16 protein-coding genes are annotated in these 23,024 nt (G+C 41.0%); 4 read left to right on the top strand and 12 right to left on the bottom strand.

The window, feature by feature from the left end; genetic code table 11:
- Complete coding sequence (locus QF042_RS21965; RefSeq protein WP_307532259.1) at positions 1 to 687, top strand: ATP-dependent Clp protease proteolytic subunit; 687 nt, start codon at positions 1 to 3, stop codon at positions 685 to 687.
- Between the two features lie 147 nt (positions 688 to 834).
- Here QF042_RS21965 and QF042_RS21970 read toward each other — a convergent pair whose 3' ends face one another.
- The gene (locus QF042_RS21970; protein ID WP_307532262.1) at positions 835 to 1,020 is read right to left on the bottom strand and encodes a hypothetical protein; all 186 of its coding nucleotides are present in this window, start codon (positions 1,018 to 1,020) and stop codon (positions 835 to 837) included.
- 296 nt (positions 1,021 to 1,316) lie between these two features.
- Here QF042_RS21970 and QF042_RS21975 point away from each other — a divergent pair, with 296 nt between their 5' ends.
- From QF042_RS21975 to QF042_RS21985, 3 genes are all read left to right on the top strand, one after another.
- Positions 1,317 to 3,677: a mechanosensitive ion channel family protein gene (locus QF042_RS21975; protein ID WP_307532264.1), complete on the top strand. Its 2,361-nt coding sequence runs from the start codon at positions 1,317 to 1,319 to the stop codon at positions 3,675 to 3,677.
- Positions 3,678 to 4,095: 418 nt separating this feature from the next.
- Positions 4,096 to 5,208, top strand: a complete 1,113-nt coding sequence (locus tag QF042_RS21980) for a Fic family protein (protein ID WP_307532266.1) — start codon at positions 4,096 to 4,098, stop codon at positions 5,206 to 5,208.
- A gap of 101 nt (positions 5,209 to 5,309) precedes the next feature.
- On the top strand, positions 5,310 to 6,131 hold the full coding sequence (locus QF042_RS21985; RefSeq protein WP_307532269.1) for an MOSC domain-containing protein: 822 nt from the start codon (positions 5,310 to 5,312) through the stop codon (positions 6,129 to 6,131).
- Positions 6,132 to 6,203: 72 nt separating this feature from the next.
- On the opposite strand, the gene QF042_RS21990 is transcribed toward QF042_RS21985, so the two are convergent.
- From QF042_RS21990 to QF042_RS22040, 11 genes are all read right to left on the bottom strand, one after another.
- On the bottom strand, positions 6,204 to 7,709 hold the full coding sequence (locus QF042_RS21990) for a glycoside hydrolase family 43 protein (protein ID WP_307532271.1): 1,506 nt from the start codon (positions 7,707 to 7,709) through the stop codon (positions 6,204 to 6,206).
- A gap of 75 nt (positions 7,710 to 7,784) precedes the next feature.
- The gene (locus QF042_RS21995; protein ID WP_307532273.1) at positions 7,785 to 9,917 is read right to left on the bottom strand and encodes a glycosyl hydrolase; all 2,133 of its coding nucleotides are present in this window, start codon (positions 9,915 to 9,917) and stop codon (positions 7,785 to 7,787) included.
- Positions 9,898 to 10,860 carry a glycosyl hydrolase gene (locus tag QF042_RS22000; protein WP_307532275.1) on the bottom strand — a complete coding sequence of 321 codons (963 nt, stop codon included), beginning with the start codon at positions 10,858 to 10,860 and terminating at the stop codon, positions 9,898 to 9,900. The genes QF042_RS21995 and QF042_RS22000 overlap by 20 nt, the downstream gene beginning before the upstream one ends.
- 184 nt (positions 10,861 to 11,044) lie before the next feature.
- The gene (locus tag QF042_RS22005) at positions 11,045 to 11,593 is read right to left on the bottom strand and encodes a GNAT family N-acetyltransferase (RefSeq protein WP_307532278.1); all 549 of its coding nucleotides are present in this window, start codon (positions 11,591 to 11,593) and stop codon (positions 11,045 to 11,047) included.
- 94 nt (positions 11,594 to 11,687) lie between these two features.
- On the bottom strand, positions 11,688 to 13,541 hold the full coding sequence (locus tag QF042_RS22010) for a glycoside hydrolase family 2 protein (RefSeq protein WP_307532280.1): 1,854 nt from the start codon (positions 13,539 to 13,541) through the stop codon (positions 11,688 to 11,690).
- A 198-nt stretch (positions 13,542 to 13,739) separates the two neighbouring features.
- Entirely contained in the window at positions 13,740 to 14,819 is a 1,080-nt protein-coding gene (locus tag QF042_RS22015) for a cellulase family glycosylhydrolase (RefSeq protein WP_307532283.1), read from the bottom strand.
- Positions 14,820 to 14,835: 16 nt separating this feature from the next.
- Complete coding sequence (locus QF042_RS22020; protein WP_307532285.1) at positions 14,836 to 15,876, bottom strand: glycoside hydrolase family 43 protein; 1,041 nt, start codon at positions 15,874 to 15,876, stop codon at positions 14,836 to 14,838.
- Positions 15,877 to 15,998: 122 nt separating this feature from the next.
- Entirely contained in the window at positions 15,999 to 16,982 is a 984-nt protein-coding gene (locus tag QF042_RS22025; protein ID WP_307532287.1) for a glycoside hydrolase family 43 protein, read from the bottom strand.
- 189 nt (positions 16,983 to 17,171) lie between these two features.
- Entirely contained in the window at positions 17,172 to 17,873 is a 702-nt protein-coding gene (locus tag QF042_RS22030; protein WP_307532289.1) for a DUF3823 domain-containing protein, read from the bottom strand.
- A 14-nt stretch (positions 17,874 to 17,887) separates the two neighbouring features.
- The gene (locus QF042_RS22035) at positions 17,888 to 19,792 is read right to left on the bottom strand and encodes a RagB/SusD family nutrient uptake outer membrane protein (protein ID WP_307532291.1); all 1,905 of its coding nucleotides are present in this window, start codon (positions 19,790 to 19,792) and stop codon (positions 17,888 to 17,890) included.
- A gap of 19 nt (positions 19,793 to 19,811) precedes the next feature.
- Entirely contained in the window at positions 19,812 to 23,015 is a 3,204-nt protein-coding gene (locus tag QF042_RS22040; protein WP_307532293.1) for a TonB-dependent receptor, read from the bottom strand.
- Positions 23,016 to 23,024: the final 9 nt, after the last annotated feature.

The raw sequence follows: 23,024 nt of genomic DNA on the forward strand, positions 1-23,024 counted from the left end.
ATGAATATAAACCGTAACGAATTTAGAAAATATGCTGTAAAACATCACCGTATAGGCAGCCAGTATGTAGATCATTATCTTAACCGTTCGATAAACATTCCAAAAAATATGACGCCTTATATTACCGAAGAGCGCCAGTTGAATGTTGCGCAGATGGATGTTTTTTCGCGGTTGATGATGGACCGGATTATATTTTTAGGCGAACCTGTTGCCGACCGTATGGCTAATATTATTCAGGCCCAGTTGTTATTTCTCCAATCAGTGGATGCCAATAAAGATATTCAGCTTTACATCAATTCGCCTGGGGGTGATGTTTACTCGGGCATGGGCATTTACGATACCATGCAACTGATTACACCTGATGTAGGTACCATTTGTATTGGAATGGCCTTTTCTATGAGCGCTGTACTACTGTGTGCAGGTAAAGCCGGAAAGCGTGCTGCACTTCAGCATTCGCGGGTAATGATCCACCAACCTTCTGGTGGGGTGCAGGGTGTTTCGGCCGATATTGAGATTACCGCGCAGCAGGTGGTAAAGGTAAGGCAAGATTTGTATAATATTATCGCAAAACATAGCGGCCAGCCTTATGAGTGGGTACACCGTGCTTCTGACCGGGATTATTGGATGACTGGCCCAGAAGCTAAAGCGCATGGCCTTATTGATGAGGTATTGGGTGATATGGATTAAGTATTGTTCCGGGAAAATGATTTAAACTTAAAGCCAAAAAAACAAAGCCTAAGTCAAGGGGGTATTAATGCATCAGCACCTGTGGTCCATCTTTTTGTAGGGAAAACACCCGTTGGTATAGAGGTTATGGTAAATCTCCTGCGGCTTTTATTTATTTTTTAGCTGGTAACTGTTGTAAATGGCTACACACTTCGCCTCGTAGCTAAAATTAATATCATCGCCAAGGGTTTGCAGATAAGTTTTCGGGAACACCATTGTGGCTGTGATGAGGGGCAATTTAACAATCTTGTTGTTACGCACCACATTAAATTGTGAACTGTATTTGTTTGTCAACAGATCTGGCTAAGAATAAAACAAAACGTATTTAATTAAAAAATTATTCGCGATAGGGCTCATCAGTGCGATTTTAAGCTTGTAAATAGCAAATGCTAATTGAAATTATTCAATTTTTATTGAACACCAGTATTAATTTTCATTAAATCCTCTCTGGCATTAATGCTCTGGTATTTTTTAAGGTTCAGTGTAAATGAGATAGCCAAAACCACCGGCCGTAAAATCAATTCTAATCCTTATTTTTGGCAACCTATATCTTATAGTAAAGGATATTTCCCAATACTGCTGTAAATCCAATGATAACAATAAATAATTTACCGATACTGATCCGAAATCTGATACCCCTGCTTTTTACCTTTCTTATTACGGGCAATGCATTTGCACAAAAAGACAGGCTACCAGATAAGGGTCAGGATGTATCTATTCTTTCCGATTCTGCGACACTGACCAAGGGCGATTATCTCTCGCACCTGGAAAAAGTATTTGAAACTGTTAATAAAGTTCCGGTAACCGTTGGTTCATTTAAGAAACTTAAGCCTATAGAAGCACATTTAACTCAGGATGAAGCGGCGCTGGCACTGCTTAAAAGTCGGTTAACGCAAGGCGACAGATCGCTGAACTTGCAAAATCTACAGATGAACCAAACCCTGTTGGCAGAACTACAGAGCAATAACAAAGATTGTTTATCAGACCTAGATGAATATGAAAAGGAATTGCGGGCATTAAAAACCGAAATTCTTAACCTGCGTAAAGATACCGTACTGATTAAATTGTTTACAGTTCCTGCCATACAGGTTATGTTTAAAGATCAGTTTGCAGAGTTAAAGAAGAAACGTGTATTGATGGATAGTTTATTAAAAACGACTACCTTATCAATCAACAACCTTCAGGCTCGAACTTCTTCTAACCTCATCAATATTAAAGAGTTAATGTACCTTACCGATAGCCAACTAGATGCGGTAAGCATTAAAGCTTTTGGTAAAGAGCGCCGTTATTTATGGGAATCGGTAAACAAACCGGCCAATAAAAGCATGGGCTTCCGTAGGTTTATTAAAGGAGAGCAGGAAATATCGGGTTATTATTTTGTATACACCCGAAGCAGCCGACTCTTGCTGCTTTTCACCTGTACCATATTCTTCTTTTGGGTATTCTTCAATTTTAAAAGCGTAAAACAGCGGGGCCGTTTAGAAACTCTGGATGGTTTTTCACTGATCAGTCCGCAGCCTTATTTAATCATCTTTATCATGCTCTTTGCACTAGCGCCTATTTTCGACCTGAGGGCGCCTGCACTATACATAGAAGCTGTAGAGATTATACTCGCTATTTTGCTCACTGTATTTTTCCGCAAAAAGCTAAACTCAAAGTTATTTTACTATTGGTGCTTATTTGTGGTACTGCTTCTTGCCCCGGTTTTCTTACGTCTTTTGGGCATGCCGCCCAGATACCAGCGCTGGCTCCTGCTGTTCCTTACGACCAGTTCGGTTGCCTATGGTATTTTGGTTTGGAAAATGCTCGATGAAAAAACCAAAAGATATAAAATGATCCTGATCACGGGTTTTATTTATGTTGTCTTTGCTATCATTGCCACGTTTTGTAATCTATTTGGCCGCTTCACCCTCACTCAGATTTTTTATTCTACCGGGGTAAGCTCGCTTTTAAATGCCATATCGTTAACTATCCTGGCGAAAGTATTGGTAGAAGCCTTTTTACTACAGATGAAAAGCAGCAGAATCCGGAAGGGATTTCCGGAGTATTTCGATTGGCAGCCTGTAATTGCAGGACTTAAAAGGCTCACAGGCATTGGTGCTACCCTAATCTGGTTTGTCATATTTACAACCAACCTGAATATTTTTAATGGGATATATGAATCGGTGATGGAAATCCTGACTGAAAAAAGAACCATAGGCAACTTCTCTTTTACCTTCGGGGGCATTGTATTGTTTTTGGGCATTATCTGGATTGCCAACTTTTTGCAAAAATACATTGCTTATTTCTTTGGAGATACCGGAGATGATAGTTTTGATGATAACAAAGGAGAACGTTCGAAATTACTGGTAACCCGTTTGGTGTTATTAATTGGCGGCTTTTTAATCGCCGTTGCAGCGTCAGGACTGCCAATCGATAAGATCACGGTTATCCTCGGTGCATTGGGTGTGGGAATTGGATTGGGACTGCAGAATATCGTGAGCAATTTCGTTTCAGGGATTATCCTTATTTTCGATAAAACCATCCGTATCGGCGATATTGTAGAGCTGAGCAATAAAAAAGGGAGAGTAAAAGAAATTGGCGTACGCGCCAGTACCTTGCTCAGCGATGAGGGTGCAGAGATTATCATTCCTAACGGATCTATTCTTTCTAACAACATTATCAACTGGACGCTGAGCAATAACCAGATGCGCGTAGATATTTCTTTATCGATTGCAAAACCTTTTAACTCTACTGAAGTGGTAAACCTGGTCAGAGAAATTATTGTAGAGAACAGCAATGTTTTTATCAGCAAAGAACCGATTATTATGATCAGCCCAGTGAGTAAACTCGCGAGCAATATCAATATCTATTTCTGGTGTAAAGATATTTCTAAGGCAGATTTGACCAGAAGCATGATCAATGCGCAAATATTTGAGGTATTTGAGCAGAAGAACATTGAAATTTTATAGTTATTCAGGCATTTTTGAAAAACCTTTTTAACTTTTAAGAATTTCTTTCATTTTTAATATTGTTGTTTTCAAGTTCGTAAAAACGGTCGTTTTTGATTCATAAATCGTTCACATTTATGCTAATGGAATAATCACCATTCTTAGAATTGATTTGGTTGGTTATTATTTATGCAATAAGAGTAGCTGTTCTCTCCATTTTTGCTAAGTATAGGGGAATGAATGAATGCGATAATACTTGACAGCATTATATGTTCATTTTTTTGAAAAAAATGAACATATAATGCCTTCTTGTACAAAATATTATATATTTTTGTCATATGTCCAATATTTTTTAAAATATGAACACATCGTCAAAGCATGTCCATCAATAAGTATAATTATAAACACATGCCTAAGTGCATAATAAAAATGAACATTTATGGTATATGACAGAACACGTCCTTTCAATGATCTCCCGCTCTTACCCCCTTCAGAAAGTATAGACGAGGATATAGATATTTTAAAGAAATTAGTAACAGCATCAAGAGCATTGGCTACAACAAATAGTAGCCTTCATCGCCTGCCCAATCCAACGATGTTGGTTAATACTATAGCACTACAGGAAGCGCAAACCTCAACTGCTATTGAAAATATATTCACAACTGAAGATGAACTATACAAGGCTGTTTCAGACACACTTACAGAAGAAAACATTAAGCCGGCAACAAAAGAGGTATTACGGTACCGTGAGGCCCTTTGGGAAGGGTATAAACTGATCCTAATGAATGGGAAAATAGATAAAGATTGTATCATTAGTACATTTAGACAAATCAAAAACACGACGGCAAGTTTCAGACCTCAACAAAGTTTAACAGTGATCAGAAGAGGACAAAGTCAGTTCAGATCAGGCGAAATTGTATATACCCCACCCAGAGGAGAAGGAATAATTGAAACAAAAATGGAGAATTTGATTGAATATCTAAACGATGATATTAAGTATCCATCAGACCCGCTGATAAAAATGTGCATCGCCCACTATCAATTTGAAGCAATACATCCGTTCACCGATGGAAATGGAAGAACTGGAAGAATTTTAAATCTTTTATATTTGGTAAACAAAGATTTATTACAACAACCTGTATTATATCTGTCCAAATACATTATCCTAAACAAAGATGATTATTATTATCACTTAGGGGTAGTTACTCAACGGAATTCATGGAAACCCTGGCTCCTATATATGCTTGATGCAGTAGAAAAAACTGCTGTATTAACTAACCAGCTAATCATAAGTATTTTGAATCAGATGGAAGCCACCCTATCATATGGAAAATCTAAGATCAAATGGTACAATAAAGAAATTAATGAAGCCATTTTCAGCCAGCCCTATATCAGACCTAAATTTATTGGGAACCTTCTTGGTGTTACCTCAAGAACGACACTTACTAAATACTTCAGAGAACTCGAAGATGCTAAGATATTGAGTGCCGCTAAAGATGGCAGAGAAGTATTTTACATTAATAATGATCTTATCCAAATTTTGAAGGGATAAACAAATCACTTAAGCCATCTTGAAGAACTTTGACTTTTTCATTTTGTCCAATCCAGTGTGACAAATGAGATAAAATCAAAAAAGTGATTTATCTTTAAAGCATGAACAAGTTTATCCTTTCTGAAATCAATATTTACCCCATCAAATCGCTGGGAGGCATAAGTCTTCGAGAAGCACAACTTGAAGAAAGAGGTCTGCAATATGATAGAAGATGGATGCTTGTTGATGAGGAAGGCATATTTATTACCCAACGGAAATATTTTGAACTGGCACTACTGCAGGTAAATATTGCAGATGGTAAATTAACGGTTTCTCATAAAACATCACCTGAACAAAGCATCTCCTTTTCTTTAGATGAGGATACCGGAGAACAATTTTCAGTTGTGATATGGAACGATACCGCCACTGCACTTGAAGTAAATAAAGCGGTAAGCGATTGGTTTTCTGATTTCCTGAAGTTTAAAGTTAGATTGGTAAAAATGCCTTTAACTGAAAAGAGATTGGTAGATAGGGATTATGCTTCGAATGATGAAATAGTGAGTTTTGCCGATGGTTATCCTTGTCTGATTATAGGCCAGTCTTCACTTGATGGACTAAATGAAAAACTAGACGAGCCCATTCTTATGGATCGTTTCCGCCCAAATTTTGTTTTTACTGGTGGGGAGCCTCATGTTGAGGACAGTTTTAAAGACTTCCAAATCGGTGAAGTATTGTTTTCAGCTGTAAAACCATGTGCCAGGTGTGTCCTTATCACAATTGATCAGCAAACCGGCGAAAAAAGTCAGGAACCTTTAAGAACGCTGGCCAGTTACCGCACAGCAGGCAAAAAAATCATGTTCGGACAGAATCTGCTTCATCAGCATACTGGAATTATCAGTGTCGGAGATGAATTAAAGGTTATCAGCTGGAAGGACGAAAACTAACTTCCTGTAAAGGCCTGTAGCACACAAACCGGATCCAATTGATAAATCTATACATTCATCAACCGGGTCAATTTAATACTTTAGTTCAAACGATGAGAAAGAGGCGTTTTCCGCTGGATTTCCATTAAAATGAAGACCAACGCGAGGGCTCCTATCCCACTGTGGCAAAAAATTACCGGTAACTTTTTCTTTTGAGATAAGCTTTTGCCATTCCTGAACCCCTTGTCTAAAAAACACGGTCAAAGCTGAATCAGCCATGGCCTTCATTTTAAGTTCTACCGGGCCTTTTGCCAATAACTTTGTTTTCGAGAGCACAGTTCTACCCTTATTATCTACCTTCCAAAATTCTACTTCATCTCCAATTACCCCTACACCTACAGCAGCATTAGCATCGCCATAATACACCAGACCTTTTAAGGCATTGTTGGTATTTTTAACTGTTGCGTTTACTTCAAAAACACCTGATACGGGTCTAAGGGTTAATGCAATTCCGCTTAGATTATCTTTTTTTATATCTCCCGACAAATGGATCTGATCATTATGCTGTGAAACTTTTGGAGAGGAGTTCCTAAAATCCCACTGCCATTTTTTATCAACCCCAGGCTTAGTAAAGGTAATTTTCAGATCATTATTAATGGCTGGTCCACTTTGTGCTTTGAGTACCGGCCATGCATTTTTTTGTGGCCAAACCAGTTGCGCCAACATGCCCTGCCGACCGCTAAAAACATTGGTCTTTTTATTATAGGCGTGATAGAGGTAATAACATTTTTCATCTGCTGTTTTGACGAAAGTTCCGTGCCCCGAACATTTCCAGTACACATTTTCTGCCAATAAGGGATTGGCCGCATAAAATTCATATGGCCCGGCGAATGATTTTGATCTCGCCACCCTAACATTATAATCGCACTGCGCGCCGCAGCAGTTTCCAGCAGAATAAAAAAGATAGTAATACCCATCTTTTTTCAGGATACTCTGTCCCTCCAAACCAATACGCTGTTCATCTTTAAGCAGGGAGAAAGGTTCTCCTTCGATGTGAAGGCCATCCTGCGAAAGTTTATAGGCTAAAATTTCAATTGGACGCTGATCAAGACCGTATGCTTTAAAGGTAATGTACCTTGTGGTACCATCGAGGTAAACAAATGCGTCGATTGACTCTTTACCGTAATCGATTACTACGCCTTTATCTACAAAGCCCCGGTCAGGGAATTTCGAAGTCGCCACGCCAATGCACGAAACGTTGTCGCTTTTTCGCCTTGCGGTATAATAGATGAAATAAGTTTTGTCATGATAGTCATATTCAGGTGCCCAGAACGAACCCGAAGTCCATTGGGGTGCACGGTCAAAAACATATCCAGATTGCTTCCAGTGCGTTAAGTTTTTAGAAGTATAAATAGGAAAATGTGGTGCCCATTCAGAAGAAGTACCAATGGCATAATACTGATGATTAGCTCTAATGATAGATGGATCAGCGAAATCTCCGGCAATTACCGGTTGTATGACATTCTGTGCAGATACAAGATTCGCGACCAGGAGCAGTTTAACTGTTATCGCTAATATTAGGTATTTTAAAGACTTCATTTTAATTATTTAGTTTTTTGTACTAAAGGCCAGTTATTGGCACGATTTCAAAATTGTTATAGCGCTAAAGGGACATTACCTTGGTTTAACTTCTTTTTTGACGTTTATGCTTTCATTTATAATCCGTACCGGACCTAAAAGTCCAGATTCCAATAAAGGCGAATCTGAACTGTATTGCTTAGATGTAGTAAAAGTAAATCTGCCACTGGTTCGTGGCTTGCCGTTTAACAACCATTGCGGCCATTGACCACCGGCAATCCCATCATCGGGTTTTGCTTCATCGCCGATCAGCCGGTTTGCCCAAAGGTTGGCAATTTCTATAGTGAGTTCGTTTTTCCCTGGTTTAACCTGAGCGGAAATATCGATTTTCCAAGGTGGTGTCCATAACACGCCAACCACTTTCCCATTAAGGCTTACCCGGGCAAGGTTTTTCACCTTTCCAAGCTCCAGGTAGGTTTCACCTTTAGGCTTACCTGCTTTAAAATCAAAAGTTTTGTGGTAGGCCGCAATCCCCGAATAATATTTGATGCCTTCAAGCTTGTTTTTAGACCAATCAGACAGGGAATCAAAAACCACTTTTTCTGGCCCTCCCCATTTCGGGTCAAAATTCACTTCCCATGGCCCTTTGAGGGTAAGCAGTTCCTGGTGCTGTGTTTCATGCAGACCAGCTACCTGCCTATTGCGGTTTTCCTTCGAAAACACCACAAAGCAGCTTTGGTAAGGCGCCAATGCTATCGGGATCATCGTTTTTGTTTTAGTAACAGTAAAATCACTTACCTGTTTAATCTTAGCGGTAACCGCATCCCAAATTTCCGGAGCACCTTTTACCGACCTGAAAGCAGCTTTAAAACTGATGGCGCTATCGCTGGTATTCGAAAGGAAATAAATGTCCCAATTCCCGTTGGTACGATGGGTATATCTTACGGGAGCCGTTGTAACGAAATCCTCTTCTAATGGCAATTTATGCAATACCTCAGCTGTTTGCCTGTAATGAGGATAAAGATGGTCCTGTTGTTTATGCAACGCTTCTCCCCAAATGATTATTCCTTTAGCGTAACGCTTTGTCTCCTGCGTTTCGGGCAATTGCCCCTGCCCCCATATTTCGCGAACGATCTTTTCAATCTGCTGATCACAATCAGGATAACCTATCAAACTTGGCGAACGATTTGGTGGGTTGCCGATAACGGTTGCACCGTTGCCGATCAGTGATGAAATTTTGGTAAGCAGTTCGGGTGTCATGGTTTCACTTTCGGGAAGTACCAGTATGCGGTATCTGGCACCGCTTGGAAATACGATATAGCGGTTTTCTACATGCGCTTTCATAAGCTGTGCGGGCGCACACCCATCAAAATTATAACCTCTGCGATCGGCCAGGGTATCGCCTCTCAGCGCTGAAGAAGGAGGGACAAAAACATGCGGTGAACCTTCGGGAGTGAGATAAAGAATATCGGCTACAGTTCTTCCCTGTTGCAACAGGTACTGGCATCTGCTTACATAGGCATGATAAGCATTTACCATGGGCCACCAGGTCTGGTTTCTGTCCCAGTGTACACCATATGGCCCCATCGTTGCCCCAGGTTTAAGCGAATCTGGCAAAAACTGATTCTGAAAGGTGTGGTATACAAAGCGGTTCACCCCAGCTGCAAATGCCCAGTCTCCCTGGTTTTTCATACTGGCTGGATGTTGTTTCCAACCTTCATTATCCTGAGCGGTAAAAGCTTCTGCCGGAATAAGCGAACGCCCCATCACATGCCCAATCGAGCTGGCCTCGATAACACTATAAGTAGAATTGAATCCAAATCCCTTACTCCAGAATTCAGCCATGGGTACATCTGCCACCGCGCCTAGCCGAAGATCGGCGGTTGGGTTCATATCATAAGGTTCGATGGAAAGGGATAAGCCATGACGATGCGCATAGGCTTTTACCTGTTCTGCATGGTTTTTCAGTATAAGTTCCTGGGCAGTCTCTCTCAGGTCCCATAAAAAGCGTTCGCTCTCTTGCAAACTACCTACAATGTTTCCTGAATAGACAGGAAAATACTTTAGCGGATCGTAGCCCCTGCTTTTGATAAAAGCTAGCCTAAAACTGCCTGTCCAGTTCTGTGCACCCATTTCCCAGCTGTCCATATGCAGCCGCTTAAGTCCCCCGGGAACATCTTTCCTGGTTTTGTTTATACTACCCAACAGTTTACCCACATAGGTATCCAAATGATGGTTTTAACGCAAGGGTATCGAATTTATCGGATTCAAAGCCCAGGCCAGGAACAGGTGCGGGCCTGGTAATCGCCCCGTTATTGCGTGCACCAAAGCGCATAACCGTCCATTTACCAGAAGGCGGGGTCCAGTTCAGCGAACCATCTGAGGACATTTTGGAAGTGAGGTCCAAAATTGTTGATTTTTCTATACCCTTACTTTTCCCTACCTGCCCCGCAACTGGAGATGGTAAATATGGTATTACCGTTCCAGAACTATAAGGCGCGCGGTAGTAAAGGGCCTTTTCATCAATATCTGCTATTTTGATTGTTTGTTCTTCAAAAGGAAAAGCTAACACCGCCACATCTTTATAATAAGCCATCCACTCCTTTTTAAAATCCGCGGGGAGGTTGTCTTCACCGAAAAATGGCTTTTTTGGCATCGGTACAGGCAGTATGATCCTGCCTTTATCTGTTGATGAAACCACTACCTGACTGGAAACCAGGTGCTGCATAGATTCCTCGGCTTTTACCCAGCGGCCACCGCTTCCTGTCCATCCCGGTCCTATGCCTAAAGTGATCTCGATGCCAAGCCGTCTGGCTTCTCTTTCTGCATGTGCAAAAAGACTGATCCACTGCTTGCTTAAAAAATCTACTTTACCTCGGGGTATGCCCACATTAACTTCCAAAAAAACCAGGTTACCAATACCGGCTTTTTTCATGGATTCGAGGTCTTTGCTTATCGATTCTTTAGAAAGGTTCCCATCCATAAAATACCAGTATACCCCTGGCTTATAGCTATCCTTTGGAAGGAGGAAGTTAGTCTTCATTTCACTTACACGCTCTTTTGGCACACTAATCTGCGATTTTACAACATTGGTCGCAAAAAAGCATAAAATCAGATAAACATATTTATTTCTCAAAAATGCCATGTTGTTTGAATAGTTGAGCGCTTTCATTTTCCGGTATATATTATATTTGGTTAAAAATCGGCTTACTCTAAATATAGCACTACTTCATAAAGCAAGCTGTAAGTAAATCGTTTTATTAACAAATATATCATAATTCACATCAGCTGTTTTTACCGAAATGTATTTTATTTTACGGTATTTGATAAAATTTTGGCTGAGAGGTAGGAGCAGATTAATCTATTGAACCAGCGAAGATATAGGTGAGCAAACCCGGAACATTTACATGTGTATTTTTAAAATGGCCTGGGGCTAGCTGGAATCCCAGTTTTTCGAGCAGTTTCACCGAAGGTGGGTTATCACTGGATGGGAAAGCAACGATTGTTTTAACTCCCATTACCTCAAATGCATACCTGAGTATACAAGTAACGATTTCTACCATTATACCTTTACCCTGAAACTCGGGAAGCAACTCATATCCAATTTCCACCGTCTCCTTCTGGATATCAAAATCCCAGAGGCAAGCCGCACCTATCATAGCGGTATCACCCTTGTAAGAAGCAACCCAGTATATAGATTCATCTTTATTAATCAGGTTGTTAATTTTATTGATGTATGCAATGGCTTCGTCGATATGCAGAAAGGGCGCCTTTCCTGTTAAGGCAGCTACTTCAACATCCGAACGTAATTGATAAATTACCGGCGCATCTTCCAGCGAAAGTCTGCGAAGGATCAATCTGTCGGTTTCGAGTATTGGAAAGGTGGAAAAATCGAGTTGTTTCATTTGATTAAATAAGCTTAAAGTTATCCAATAATATCAAAACAAAGAAGCCAGATCATTTAAAAACAATCCAGCTTCTTTATCCTAGATAATGAGATTATTTCTGCACGGGTATATTTATGTTGTACAGTTTATCATGTAATGCTTTCATCTGTGTTTCCGAAAACTTAATATCTTTTCTGTCATAGGTCATCAAGCCATTGGTTTCTACTTCTACATCGGTGGTTTGGGTGTATACTCCGGCAGAAAGTCCTAATGGGATTAATTCTTCTAAACGTTTCATAAACTGAGTGTATTTATTAAACAGATCGGTTTTGTTTTTAAAACTCTGATAACCCCAGTTATTCTTCTGCTGCCAAACATGTCCATCTATAGGGAGGCCAAGCCCACCAAACTCACCCAACACAAGGGCATAGTCTTTCCCAAAATAATCAGGACTAGGCATAGCCGGATGTGGATAATTGTGTAGATCGATAATATCGCCTACCGGATGAAAATTCCCTCCACTGGCCGTATTTACCAATCTTGAAGGATCTTTCTCTTTTGTCCATTTGGCAATTTCTACGGTTTTAAACTGGCCCCAAGCCTCATTAAAAGGTGTCCATACTACGATTGAAGGCACATTGTAAAGTGCATCGATAATGGCATTCCATTCTTTTTTATAATATCCTTCAGATTCGGCACTTCTATTTTGATCCGATCCGTGGTCCAATATGCCAGGGCGGTTCTCCCAGCCGTTACCCAGGTCGCCACTTGGCATATCCTGCCAAACCAGCATACCTGCTTTATCGCAGTGGTAATACCAACGTGCTGGCTCTACTTTAATATGTTTTCTGATCATATTAAAACCCATTTCTTTGGTTTTATCTACATCGAATTTCAAGGCCGCATCTGTTGGTGCGGTGTAAAGTCCATCTGGCCACCAACCCTGATCTAAAGGACCATACTGGAAAACAAATTCATTGTTTAACAGCATGCGCTGAATACCGTTCTGATCTTTGCCCATTGAGGTTTTGCGCATGGCAAAATAACTTTTCACCTCATCTACCTTTTTGTTTTTAGCAATCAGTTCAACTTTTAAATCGTATAAAAACGGATTTTTTGGGTTCCAAAGTTTAGGATTCGCAATTTTTAAACTGATTGCGCCACTACCATCAGCGATCTGTTCAGCCACTTTAGTCGTGCCATCCCATGCCGAAACCTTAACCTGATCGCCTGCAGCGGCGCCTGCTAAAAATGGAGTAACCGCTACCGTTTGCTGATCGATATCTGGTGTTATTTTAATGTGATCGATATGTACTTTATTTACCGCCTCAATCCATACCGTTTGCCAGATGCCGGTTACAGGGGTATACCAGATGCCTTCTGGTTTTTTCACCTGTTTTCCCCTTGGCTGAGGGCCTTCATCTGTCGGATCCCAAACTTCTACGGTTAAAGTCTGGCTTCCACCTTTGTTTAAAAATGGGGTAATGTTAAAACTGAAAGGATCGAAACCACCTTCATGTTTACCTACCTCTTTACCGTTGATACTCACGGTACTTCTCCAATCAACCGCACCGAAATGGAGCATAATTTCTTTGCCTCTCATATGAGCAGGCACAGTAAAGCTGGTTTTGTACCAAAGCAGACTATCTTTGCCAACTGTTTTACCAACACCTGAAAGTGAAGATTCTACTGCAAAGGGAACCAGGATTTTGCCCTGATTAATTGGGGGGCGTTGTGATTTTTCGGAGATGGCATAATCCCAAAGTCCGTTCAGGTTTTTCCAGTTACCGCTACGCTCTAATTGCGGGCGGGGATATTCCGGCAAAACATTTTTAGGATTAACTTCCTGTGCCCATGGTGAAGAGATTTTCCCTTTTACCATCGACCACGATTTGTCTTGCTGCTGCGCAGAAAGGGAAAGCGAGAGCCCTAGCAGCGAGAAAAGGATGGATACTTTTTTGTTCATTGGTTTAAATTTGTGTGTTAAAGTTAGGGTTTCGCCTAACGCTATTAAGTTAAGTACTTCTAGTGTCAGTCTGAGCTTGTCGAAGACCGTCACTATAGAAAAACAAAAAGGATTGTCCTTCGACAAGCTCAGGATGACATCTTTTTTGTTTTTCTACTACTACTTTGATTACATTGAGGCTCGCAACCAGAATATGATTTATTTGTTATTGAGTTTTTTAATCAGGTTAACTTCATCCAGGCGGTACGGGGTGCCATCGGGCTGAAAGATTTCGTGGAACCACTCAATCGGATCAGAGCCATCAGCAAGTGGCGTATCCCAGGCATATTTAGTATTGGTTTTACCTGCAGCAAAACCCCAGTTTATAGCGCCAACATTCTCATTTTTTAGCATTGGCAAAATGTTAGCAAAACGACTGTTGCGCGATCGGGCCATGTATTCGGTACAGATCAATGGCCGGCCGCTGGCTTTTAACAGATCGATGGTTCTTTGGTGCCAATCTGGTGCCTCATAGTTATGGTAGGTTACAATATCTGAGTTAGCCAGCTGTATTTCGTTAAGCTTTTCGAAACCCCAGCTCCACAATCCGATCGAAATGGGCTGATCGGGATTAACCGACCTTGTCCAGCCAATGGTTTTGGTTAACAAGGGTATCGTGGCCTCTAACTTTCCGCTATTTCCAGGTTCATTGTACAAATCCCAAAGTAAAATTCTTTTATCGTGCGCAAAATGGGTAAGTACGTCTTTTACATATTTTTCGAGTTCAGGAAAATTTGCTTCTTCTTTAAAAGCAGGATCACCAGGATCTTGCAGCCAGCCAGAATTGTGAATACCGGTTTTTGGTTCAGGCTGTTTGCCAATGGCCGAAGTTTTATTCCAGCAATCGTCGAAAAAAACAAACATCGGTTTAATACCATGTTTTTGGGTAATGGTTAAAAATTGATCCATTCTCTTTTTAAAACCTTCGGGATCCTGGCTCCAGGCTTTACTGAACAAGAATACGCGCAGCGTGTTAAAACCAATTCCTTCGGCCCAACCCAGCTCTTTATCAATCAGATCGGGTGAGAAGGTGTCGGCCTGCCACATTTCCAGCTGGTTAATGGCATTGGAAGGAATGTAGTTTGCACCTGTTAACCATTTATGTTCTTTGTACCAGGCATTGGCTTTTTCTACTGTCCAAACCTTTGCTGGCTCGGTACTTTTTTTTGTTTTTTGCGCAAAGCCCATGCTGATGTTAAAGCTCAGTACAGCAAGAAGCGCGTAGTTTTTTAAATTCATATCGGTATTTATCTGATTATTTTTTATTGTGGTTTGATGGTGATGCCAAGCTCAATCCTGCTTTTACCGGAGTTCCAAAATTTGGTGTACCATCGGTATTCCAGTTGAACTTTTGGGCCCGGGGAGAGCGGAAACCTCCGCAGCCCTGGCCCGGTTTATCATTGGCGTGATATAGGATCCAGTCTTCTTTTCCATCCGGCGATTTAAAAAATGAGTTATGGCCAGGCGCATAAACGTCGTCTTTTAGCGACTGCTGAAAAACAGGTTGATCAGATTTTGTCCAGGACGCAGGGTCGAGCAGATTGCTTTTAGCCGAAGCGGAAAGCATCCCCAGGGCATAAAAATCTGTCCAACAGCCACTGGCTGAATAAATGACAAATATTTTATCACCGTGCGGCAAAAACTGAGGCCCTTCGTTTACATCCACGTGCGCTCCCCCACCAAGATCCCCGATTTTTTCCCAGCTAAATTTAGGAGTAGAAATCTTTACCCGTTTACCCTCTACTGTCCATGGGTTTTTAAGCCTGGCGAGGAAAATTTCCTGTCTGCCGTTTTCATCTCCTTCCCATCCAGACCAAATCATATACAACTGACCTTTAAAATCGATTACATCGCCATCAATGGCCCATTTATCGGCCGGATCGGTAATTTTGCCTTTAAATACCCACTCACCTTTCATGGGGTCGGCAGAAGCATTTTCTAAAACATACATGCGGTGGTTTTCGTTTCTCCCATCATCTGCAGCAAAGTAAGCGTACCATTTACCTCTTAAAAACATCACCTCTGGCGCCCAGATTTCTTTACTGTACATGGTTCCTGCAGGTGCGCGCCAAATGGTTTTCCGCTCTGCATCTTTTAAACCATCAAGGGTTTTGGTTTTCCAAAGATCTACCCGGTTTCCCGTGGTATGGGTATAATAGTAATAACCATCTTTATAATAACTATAAGGATCGGCGCCTGAAGGTAATAAAGGATTGGTAAATGTTTGTGCATACAATCCTCCTGCAAACAGTAGGTATAATAAGGTAAGTAGGTATTTTATCTGCAGTTTATTCATTTATAAAGTTTTACATCATTTGGTATCCCTTAAATTATTGTATTCCCCAATCTTTAAAAAAAGCGATTTCTTTTCTTAAACCGGCCTATTTTTGTTTCAATATTTCTACAAAAGCAATCAATTTAATCCTTGAATGTTTTTGCTGCACTTTGCATTAAAAACCGAAAGCTCTCCGCATTGATCTGCATCTGATAGGTTCCGTTTTTATCCTTTACAAAACCGGCTTTTATAATGGCAGTAGCCCTTGGCGATACTTTGTGGTTATTGTAATGGGTATGAAACACATATTGCAGCTGGCCGCTTTTATCGGTAAAAAAATCTCCATGTCCCGTTCCGTTTATTTGCAAGATCTTTTTGCTGATGATAGGATTGCCTGCATATTTTAACCATGGCCCGGTAGGTGAGCTTGAAGTGGCATAACCCACTGCGTAATCGGGATTCCTGAAATCATTTGCCGAATAAAAAAGATAGTAAAGATTTTCCTTTTTGATTACCGTTGGTCCTTCGGTTACCGGCCAATCGGTTTTCGCCGTATTTTCCCAGGTTTCTGTTCCTGCTAAACAAGCACTTGTTGTCTCCGGGATTACATCCGAAAAATCATCTTTTAGTTCTGCTACAAAAATCCGGTTGCCACGGTCAAGCTTCACATGATAGAGATAATTTTTCCCATCGGTATCGGTAAATACAAATGGATCGATCTGTTTCCCTATACCTGATATTGCTTTTAATTCTTCCTGTACAAAAGGGCCTGTCGGACTATTACTGTGTGCAATAGCAATCTGTTCATCAGCGGTATAGGCCATAAAATAGGTTTTACCTCTTTTAAATACCTGTGGGGCCCAAAAACCCTTGCTTCCGAAGGCACCGCCCTTTTTTAATGCAAAGCCCTTATTTTTTCCAACGGGTTTAATCCAGTTTTTAAGATCATTTGAGGAATAAACCAGAAAACCTTCATCGCTGCTGGTACCATATAAATAGTATACGCCTTTATCTAAAAAAATGGTTGGATCGGCCAGGTAAATAGTGTCGTTTAGTTGCTTGGCAAACACTTTTTCACCAATATAAAATATGGAAAAGCATAAAAACAAGGCGAAAAGATATTTCATTTAATAATGATTTACTAAAGGTAAGGTATTGATTATTAATAATACTTCGATTGATCGTCATTCCCAACCTGATTGGGAATCTTAATGCTTAATGATTAGATTGGTTACATGCGCATTAAGATTCCCGCCTGCGCGGGAATGACGGTACGATCGGAATAAATACAGTTTTAACTTTTCAAGCACCTGCTTTTAAAAATTTATTTTAGTTACAGGCGTAAAAATCAGGTCGTCTACGCCTGCAATTTTAACCCCTATCCTGGCAAAAACATAATTTTGCGCAGGTACAATTGCAGGGATATTTACACTCATGTTTAAGTTATTCAGGTCGGCAAGAGCTGCTCCGGTAAGCTGTTGTATCGCAATATTATTGCCTCCATCAACAAACTGCGTTTTATTGATATACAGTGATACACTTTCTATATCCTTTGCATTGCCATCAGTGATAATTTTTTCCAGTTTACAGAATCCGTTCACTTTTCCAGCAGCGGCTGTTAAGCTGGCACCGTGGATCATGTAATAAGGCACTACTTCAATATCCATCACCTTGCTACCACTAATATTTACCGCTAGGGTATCTTGTTTACCTGCCGCGTTCTTTTTCCATAAAAACGGGCCCTGGTTTGGGGAGAAAACCAATTTATAGTTGCCATCAAATAACTTAGCTGAATAATTTCCATCCTGACTTACATTTACGTTTAGTGCAGAGTAGTTACCAAAGCCTGACTGCCAAAGTTCGAAATTTACCTGGCCTTGCTGAACATTGATTGCTTCGCCCTTATATACGATCCTTCCGGTAAAATCGGCTGCAGGTGCCTCGTAATTATCCTTTTTACAAGAGGAGAAAAACACGGCTATAATTGCCCCTATGATGAAATAAAATCTATTTTTCATATCTATATAATTGATTATTGATTAGGGTTTCTGATAATTTTCGGGTTGCCATTAAGCACATCCTGTCCGATTGAAGAGTAGTAATTGCCAATACGGAAACGATGTGCGGCAGTAACACGACTGGGTTTAATCACCTTAAAAATATACTTTAAATGGTTTGCATTACCCGGGTTATAGTATTTATATGGCCACAAACCAAACACTTGTGTACTGGTGCGCGTTGCGCTTCCGATATTGCTGGCATTGGTAAAATCAGCAGCCGACATATTGTTGCCATTCCATACTTTATCGGCCAGTCTCCAACGTTTCATATCCCAAAGCTGATGGCCTTCAAAAGCAAATTCTACTTTCCGTTCATGTACGATACGGTCGAAAGTGATCTGCGCAGGTGTTAAGGCTGTGGTTAAACCGGCACGGTCTCTTACCGGTTTGATGTAATTGGCTGCTGTAGCTGCATCACCGAGTTCAAAAGCGGCTTCGGCAGCATTCAATAATACTTCAGCATAACGGTAGCGAATCCACCATACATCGCTCCGGGTACCAATCTGGCCTGAACCTGTTGCCGGATCTAAATATTTGCGGACATAAAACCCCGATTGTGCACTGAATTCAAGTCCATCAACCGGACCATCGCCACCCACTACCTGCACCGAACCTGGGTTACCGGGAAGTACATTAGTTTTAGTCTGCGCAAAATTATCTCCGGTTACAATTGTACCGTTAGCCAATTGGTAGCCAGCCCAGATATCAACTGTTTTACCTTTAAACTGTGTTCCGGGAAGGATTACCGTGCCTGCCAAACGCGCATCTCGATCTGCAAAAATATCGGTAACATTGGTATAATAGACCGGATTGCCACTGCCATCAACAGAGGCAAGAGAAGCATAGGTATTGTCTAGTTTTTCGAAAGACTGAACCAGATTTAACGAAGGGTTTAACCTTCCACCCTGTGCTTCCTCGGCAGAAGAGCGGGGTTGGTTATCGATTGTAAAACCATGTACTTCATTGGTTTTCAATTTAAAATCTTTGGCAAATATTACCTCCGGATTGCTGCCTTTATCAGTAAAAAGGGCTGCAAAATTATCAGATAGGTTTGGGTTCTTTTTGTAAAGCGAATATTTACCGCCATCGATAATTTCTTTTGCCGCTTTTAAGGCTTTGGTAAAATAATCATTGGCCATTGCTGCAGGAATGCCAACCTCTCCTCCTGGAAGGGTTAATTGGGCATTGCTATATTTTGCAATAGAACCGGCATAAAGCGCAGCTCTCGATTCCATAGCCAGGGCCGCAGCTTTTGTAGCCCTGCTCTGTATGGTTGCATTATCAGGAAGTATAGTTTTTATCGCTTCCGATTCAGCAATCACAAAATCATAAATTTCTGATTCCTTTGCCCTTGGATATTGCAGGTAACTTGGATCTCCGCTATAATCGTACGCCAGGGGAACAGTAATCAGAGGAACACCGCCCATTCTTTTTACCATCTCGAAATATACACCAGCCCTGATAAAACGTGCCTCAGCTAAAAAACGGTCACGGTCTTCGGCTTTTAAAGCAGTAGCTTCCTGCCCACGTTTAATAAACAGATTCAGGTCGTTTATCAGTCTATAAACACCTATATCCCAATATCTCCAGGCATCATATCCATATTCTAAATTCTGGTGGCGAAAATAATCTCCACTTGCCGAGGCAAAACCTTCATCAAAATCGGCAAATAACCACCACGATTCGACGCGCTGAAAATCAGGGAAACGATCATACAGATCACCAACCACAGTAAGCACCAGGTTAGGGTCTTTCCAAACCGCATCAATGGGTAAGGTACTGGTGGGTTGTTTATCTAAAAACTCAGAATCTTTTTTACATGACTGCGCAAAACTTAAACATGCAATGGCAGCAAATGCGTATATATATTTTTTCATTTGATTAGTCTTTTTCATGTTATAGCGATAATTTAAGGCCGATGTTAAAAAACTTGTTTTGTGGATATTGCAATCCATTATCGTCTGCAATTTCAGGATCTACACCATAATCTTTCAGGTTATCTATCGAAAACAGGTTGTACCCGTTTACATATACCCTTGCATTCTGGATCTTGATTTTTTCTGCCCATCTTTTTGGCAAGGTATAGCCAATTTCAAGTGTACGCGCTCTCAGGTATCTCACATTGTGTAACCAGAAAGTCGAGTTTCTGTTATTATTACTATGATCGCGATCGTTAAAACGGATTGCAGGATATTTGCCAGCCACCCAGGGACTGTTGAGGTTAAAAGGATCGGTACGGTGCCAGCTGTCATCAGCAAAATTCTGCAGCAAAGCGCCTCCGTTCTGGAATGCCCAGCGCTGCTCCCAGTTCTGGTTCCATGAATACATCGCACCGCCAGAAAAATCGGCGGTAAAATCGAAGTTTTTATAAGACCCACCAATGGTAAATCCAAAACCTATATTTGGTTGCCCTGCCGTGGTATAACCTATTGGTCTTTCATCTAAACCATCAATAATCCCATCGCCATTCTGATCTTTGTAGATTAAATCGCCAGGCAATAAAGAACGGTTACCTTTTCCATCAATATTCACCTTGGAGTTATTAATCTCATCAATGCTTTGAAACTGACCGGTTACTTCGTAACCCCAAAAAATATCGGCATATCTATCGGTACCATTACTTCTGTAATTCTCCCACGAGTTGCCAAAACGTGGCTTATATCTTTCTAAAAGTTTCTTTCTGCTAATGGAAATGTTTCCACCAACATTGTAGTTAAACTCACCGATTTTATCTCTATAGTTTAAAGAGAATTCACCTCCAAACTGTGCATCGCTCTCCAGGTTTTCAGCATTTAGCGGGTATCCCAGTTCAATTGGAACAATTACGTCGTTTTTAATGGCTTTTAAACCAGTGCGTTTTCTATAAAAATAATCTGCTGTTCCGGAAAGTTTACTGCCGAACATGGAAAAATCAATACCGATATCGGTAATTTTGCTTTTAAACCAACTCAGGTTATTAATAATAGGGCCTTTATCCCTTGAAGTGGTAATATTTTTCCCATCCAATATCACGCTGCCCTGATTGTAGTTATAACCTGGGATATAAGCAAAGGGATCGATATCCACATCATCATCCCCCAATACGCCATAAGAAGCACGGAGTTTCAAATCGTTTAAGATATTGCTTTCACCCAAAAGCGATTTCATAAATTTCTCTTGCGTAATTCTCCACCCAATTGATGCCGAAGGGAAATAACCCACGCGCCTATCTGGCGCAAACTTCCAGGAAGCATCTCTACGACCAGAAAGCTCCAGGTAATATTTATTGTCGTAGTTGTAGTTTAACCTGCCCACATAACCAATACGCGCCTGCTCTTCCTGTAGGTCAGCAAAATCCTGCCCGTCCATATCGGCAAACTGCAGCACAGGTAAAATATTAGTCTGTGGTACAGCGTGTTGAAAGGTGTAGGTTCTAAAACGGTCTAAACGCTCAGCTACCAACACTCCACCAACGGTATGTTTGCCAAAAGTGCGGTTATAATTGGCCTGAAGCTGATAGGTATTGGTGTATACTTTTTCGTTTCTACGCTCTCTGTAAGGGTTTGAACTGCCTACTTTTTCTTCATAAATGCCTGTTTCCGGATGGTAGGTATATACATTATAAGTATACTCATGCCCATTGATTACATTATCAGCAATGTAATAAGAATATAAACCTTTTATTTCTAAACCTTTGATTGGTGTTTCATAAGAGGCTGATAAATTGGTCTGTAAAACTCTCCAGTCTGATTTCCAATATCCGCTTAGCGCTTTACTCTGCACGGCAAACTGCTCGGTATTGTGCCCGATATCGTTCGGGTAATTTGGATTGCCATTGGCATAAGCCTGTTCAGTAGGCCTGTTTCTCAATAAAGCAAAACGGGCAGCCCAGTAATCATCTCCGCCTGGTACACCTGGCTGATCGCGACTTTCGATACGGCCATTAATGAGCATACCTACTTTAAAGCGGTCGGTTATTTTAGCTTCGATATTACTTTGGATATTGGTCCGGTTAAAATCGAATTCCCTCGCTGTGCCATATACGCCTTTCTGATCTAAACGGGTAGCAGAAAAGTAATAGTTTACGCGGTCACTTCCACCCGAAGCACTTAAGTTTACTGATGTTTGTGGTGCATTTGGCGCAATAATAATATCTTTCCAGTTCTGACTCTGATAGCCGTATTCTGTGCCTGCTTTCCATTTATCCAATTCGGTCTGCGTAATATTCGTTACGCCGTTCTGGTTCATGTCTGCAGTAGCTTTACCTAACATCCACGTATAAGCATCGGTGGTTTCCGGAAAACGTACCCAGTTTTGCCAACCGGTATAGGCATCAACACTAAAGGTATTGCGGGTACTGTTTTTGCCTCTTTTGGTGGTAACCAAAATTACACCGTTTGCGGCTCTGCTACCATAAATAGCTGCCGAAGCATCTTTAAGTACACTAATGGTTTCGATATCGTTTGGAGAAATGTTATTAAATTGCCCTGCATCCTGTTGAATTCCATCAATAACGTATAACGGATTACCCATGTTACGGATCTGAATATTGGCGCTCGAGCCTGGTCTTCCATCAGGCATCCTGAAAGATACACCAGGTAACTTTCCTGCTAACCCTGTACTCACGGTAGAACCGCCATGCACTTTTTCGAGGTCTTTACTGCTGATTGATGAAATGGCGCCTGTAATGGCCTCCTTTTTCTGCGTATTGTAACCCACTACAACAACCTCTGATAAATCGTTATTAGATGGTTTAAGTTTAACATTGATTTGCGTACGGCCAGCCAATGCAACTTCCTGATTTATATAGCCCACATAAATAAAGATCAGTGTGGCGTTTTTATCAGCTACCTGAATCTTGAATTTTCCATCGCCATCGGTAGTTACGCCTGTATTGGTACCTTTAACTTTAATACTGGCACCAACAACCGTTTCTCCTTTTTCGTCGGTTACGGTTCCGGTAACAGCCGTTTGCTCCTGGGCACTGAGCTGAAATGAAAGTAAGATCAGGGTGATGGAAGTAAAAATAACGGAGAGGATTTTGCGTTTCAAAAACATTTTTTGAAGCAAGTACCAATCCACGCGTACAAAGCCGCCATAAGAGAATAAACTTCTTTTCATATTAGGTTA

The sequence above is a fragment of the Pedobacter sp. W3I1 genome (genome assembly GCF_030816015.1).
In the GTDB taxonomy this organism is placed as follows: domain Bacteria; phylum Bacteroidota; class Bacteroidia; order Sphingobacteriales; family Sphingobacteriaceae; genus Pedobacter.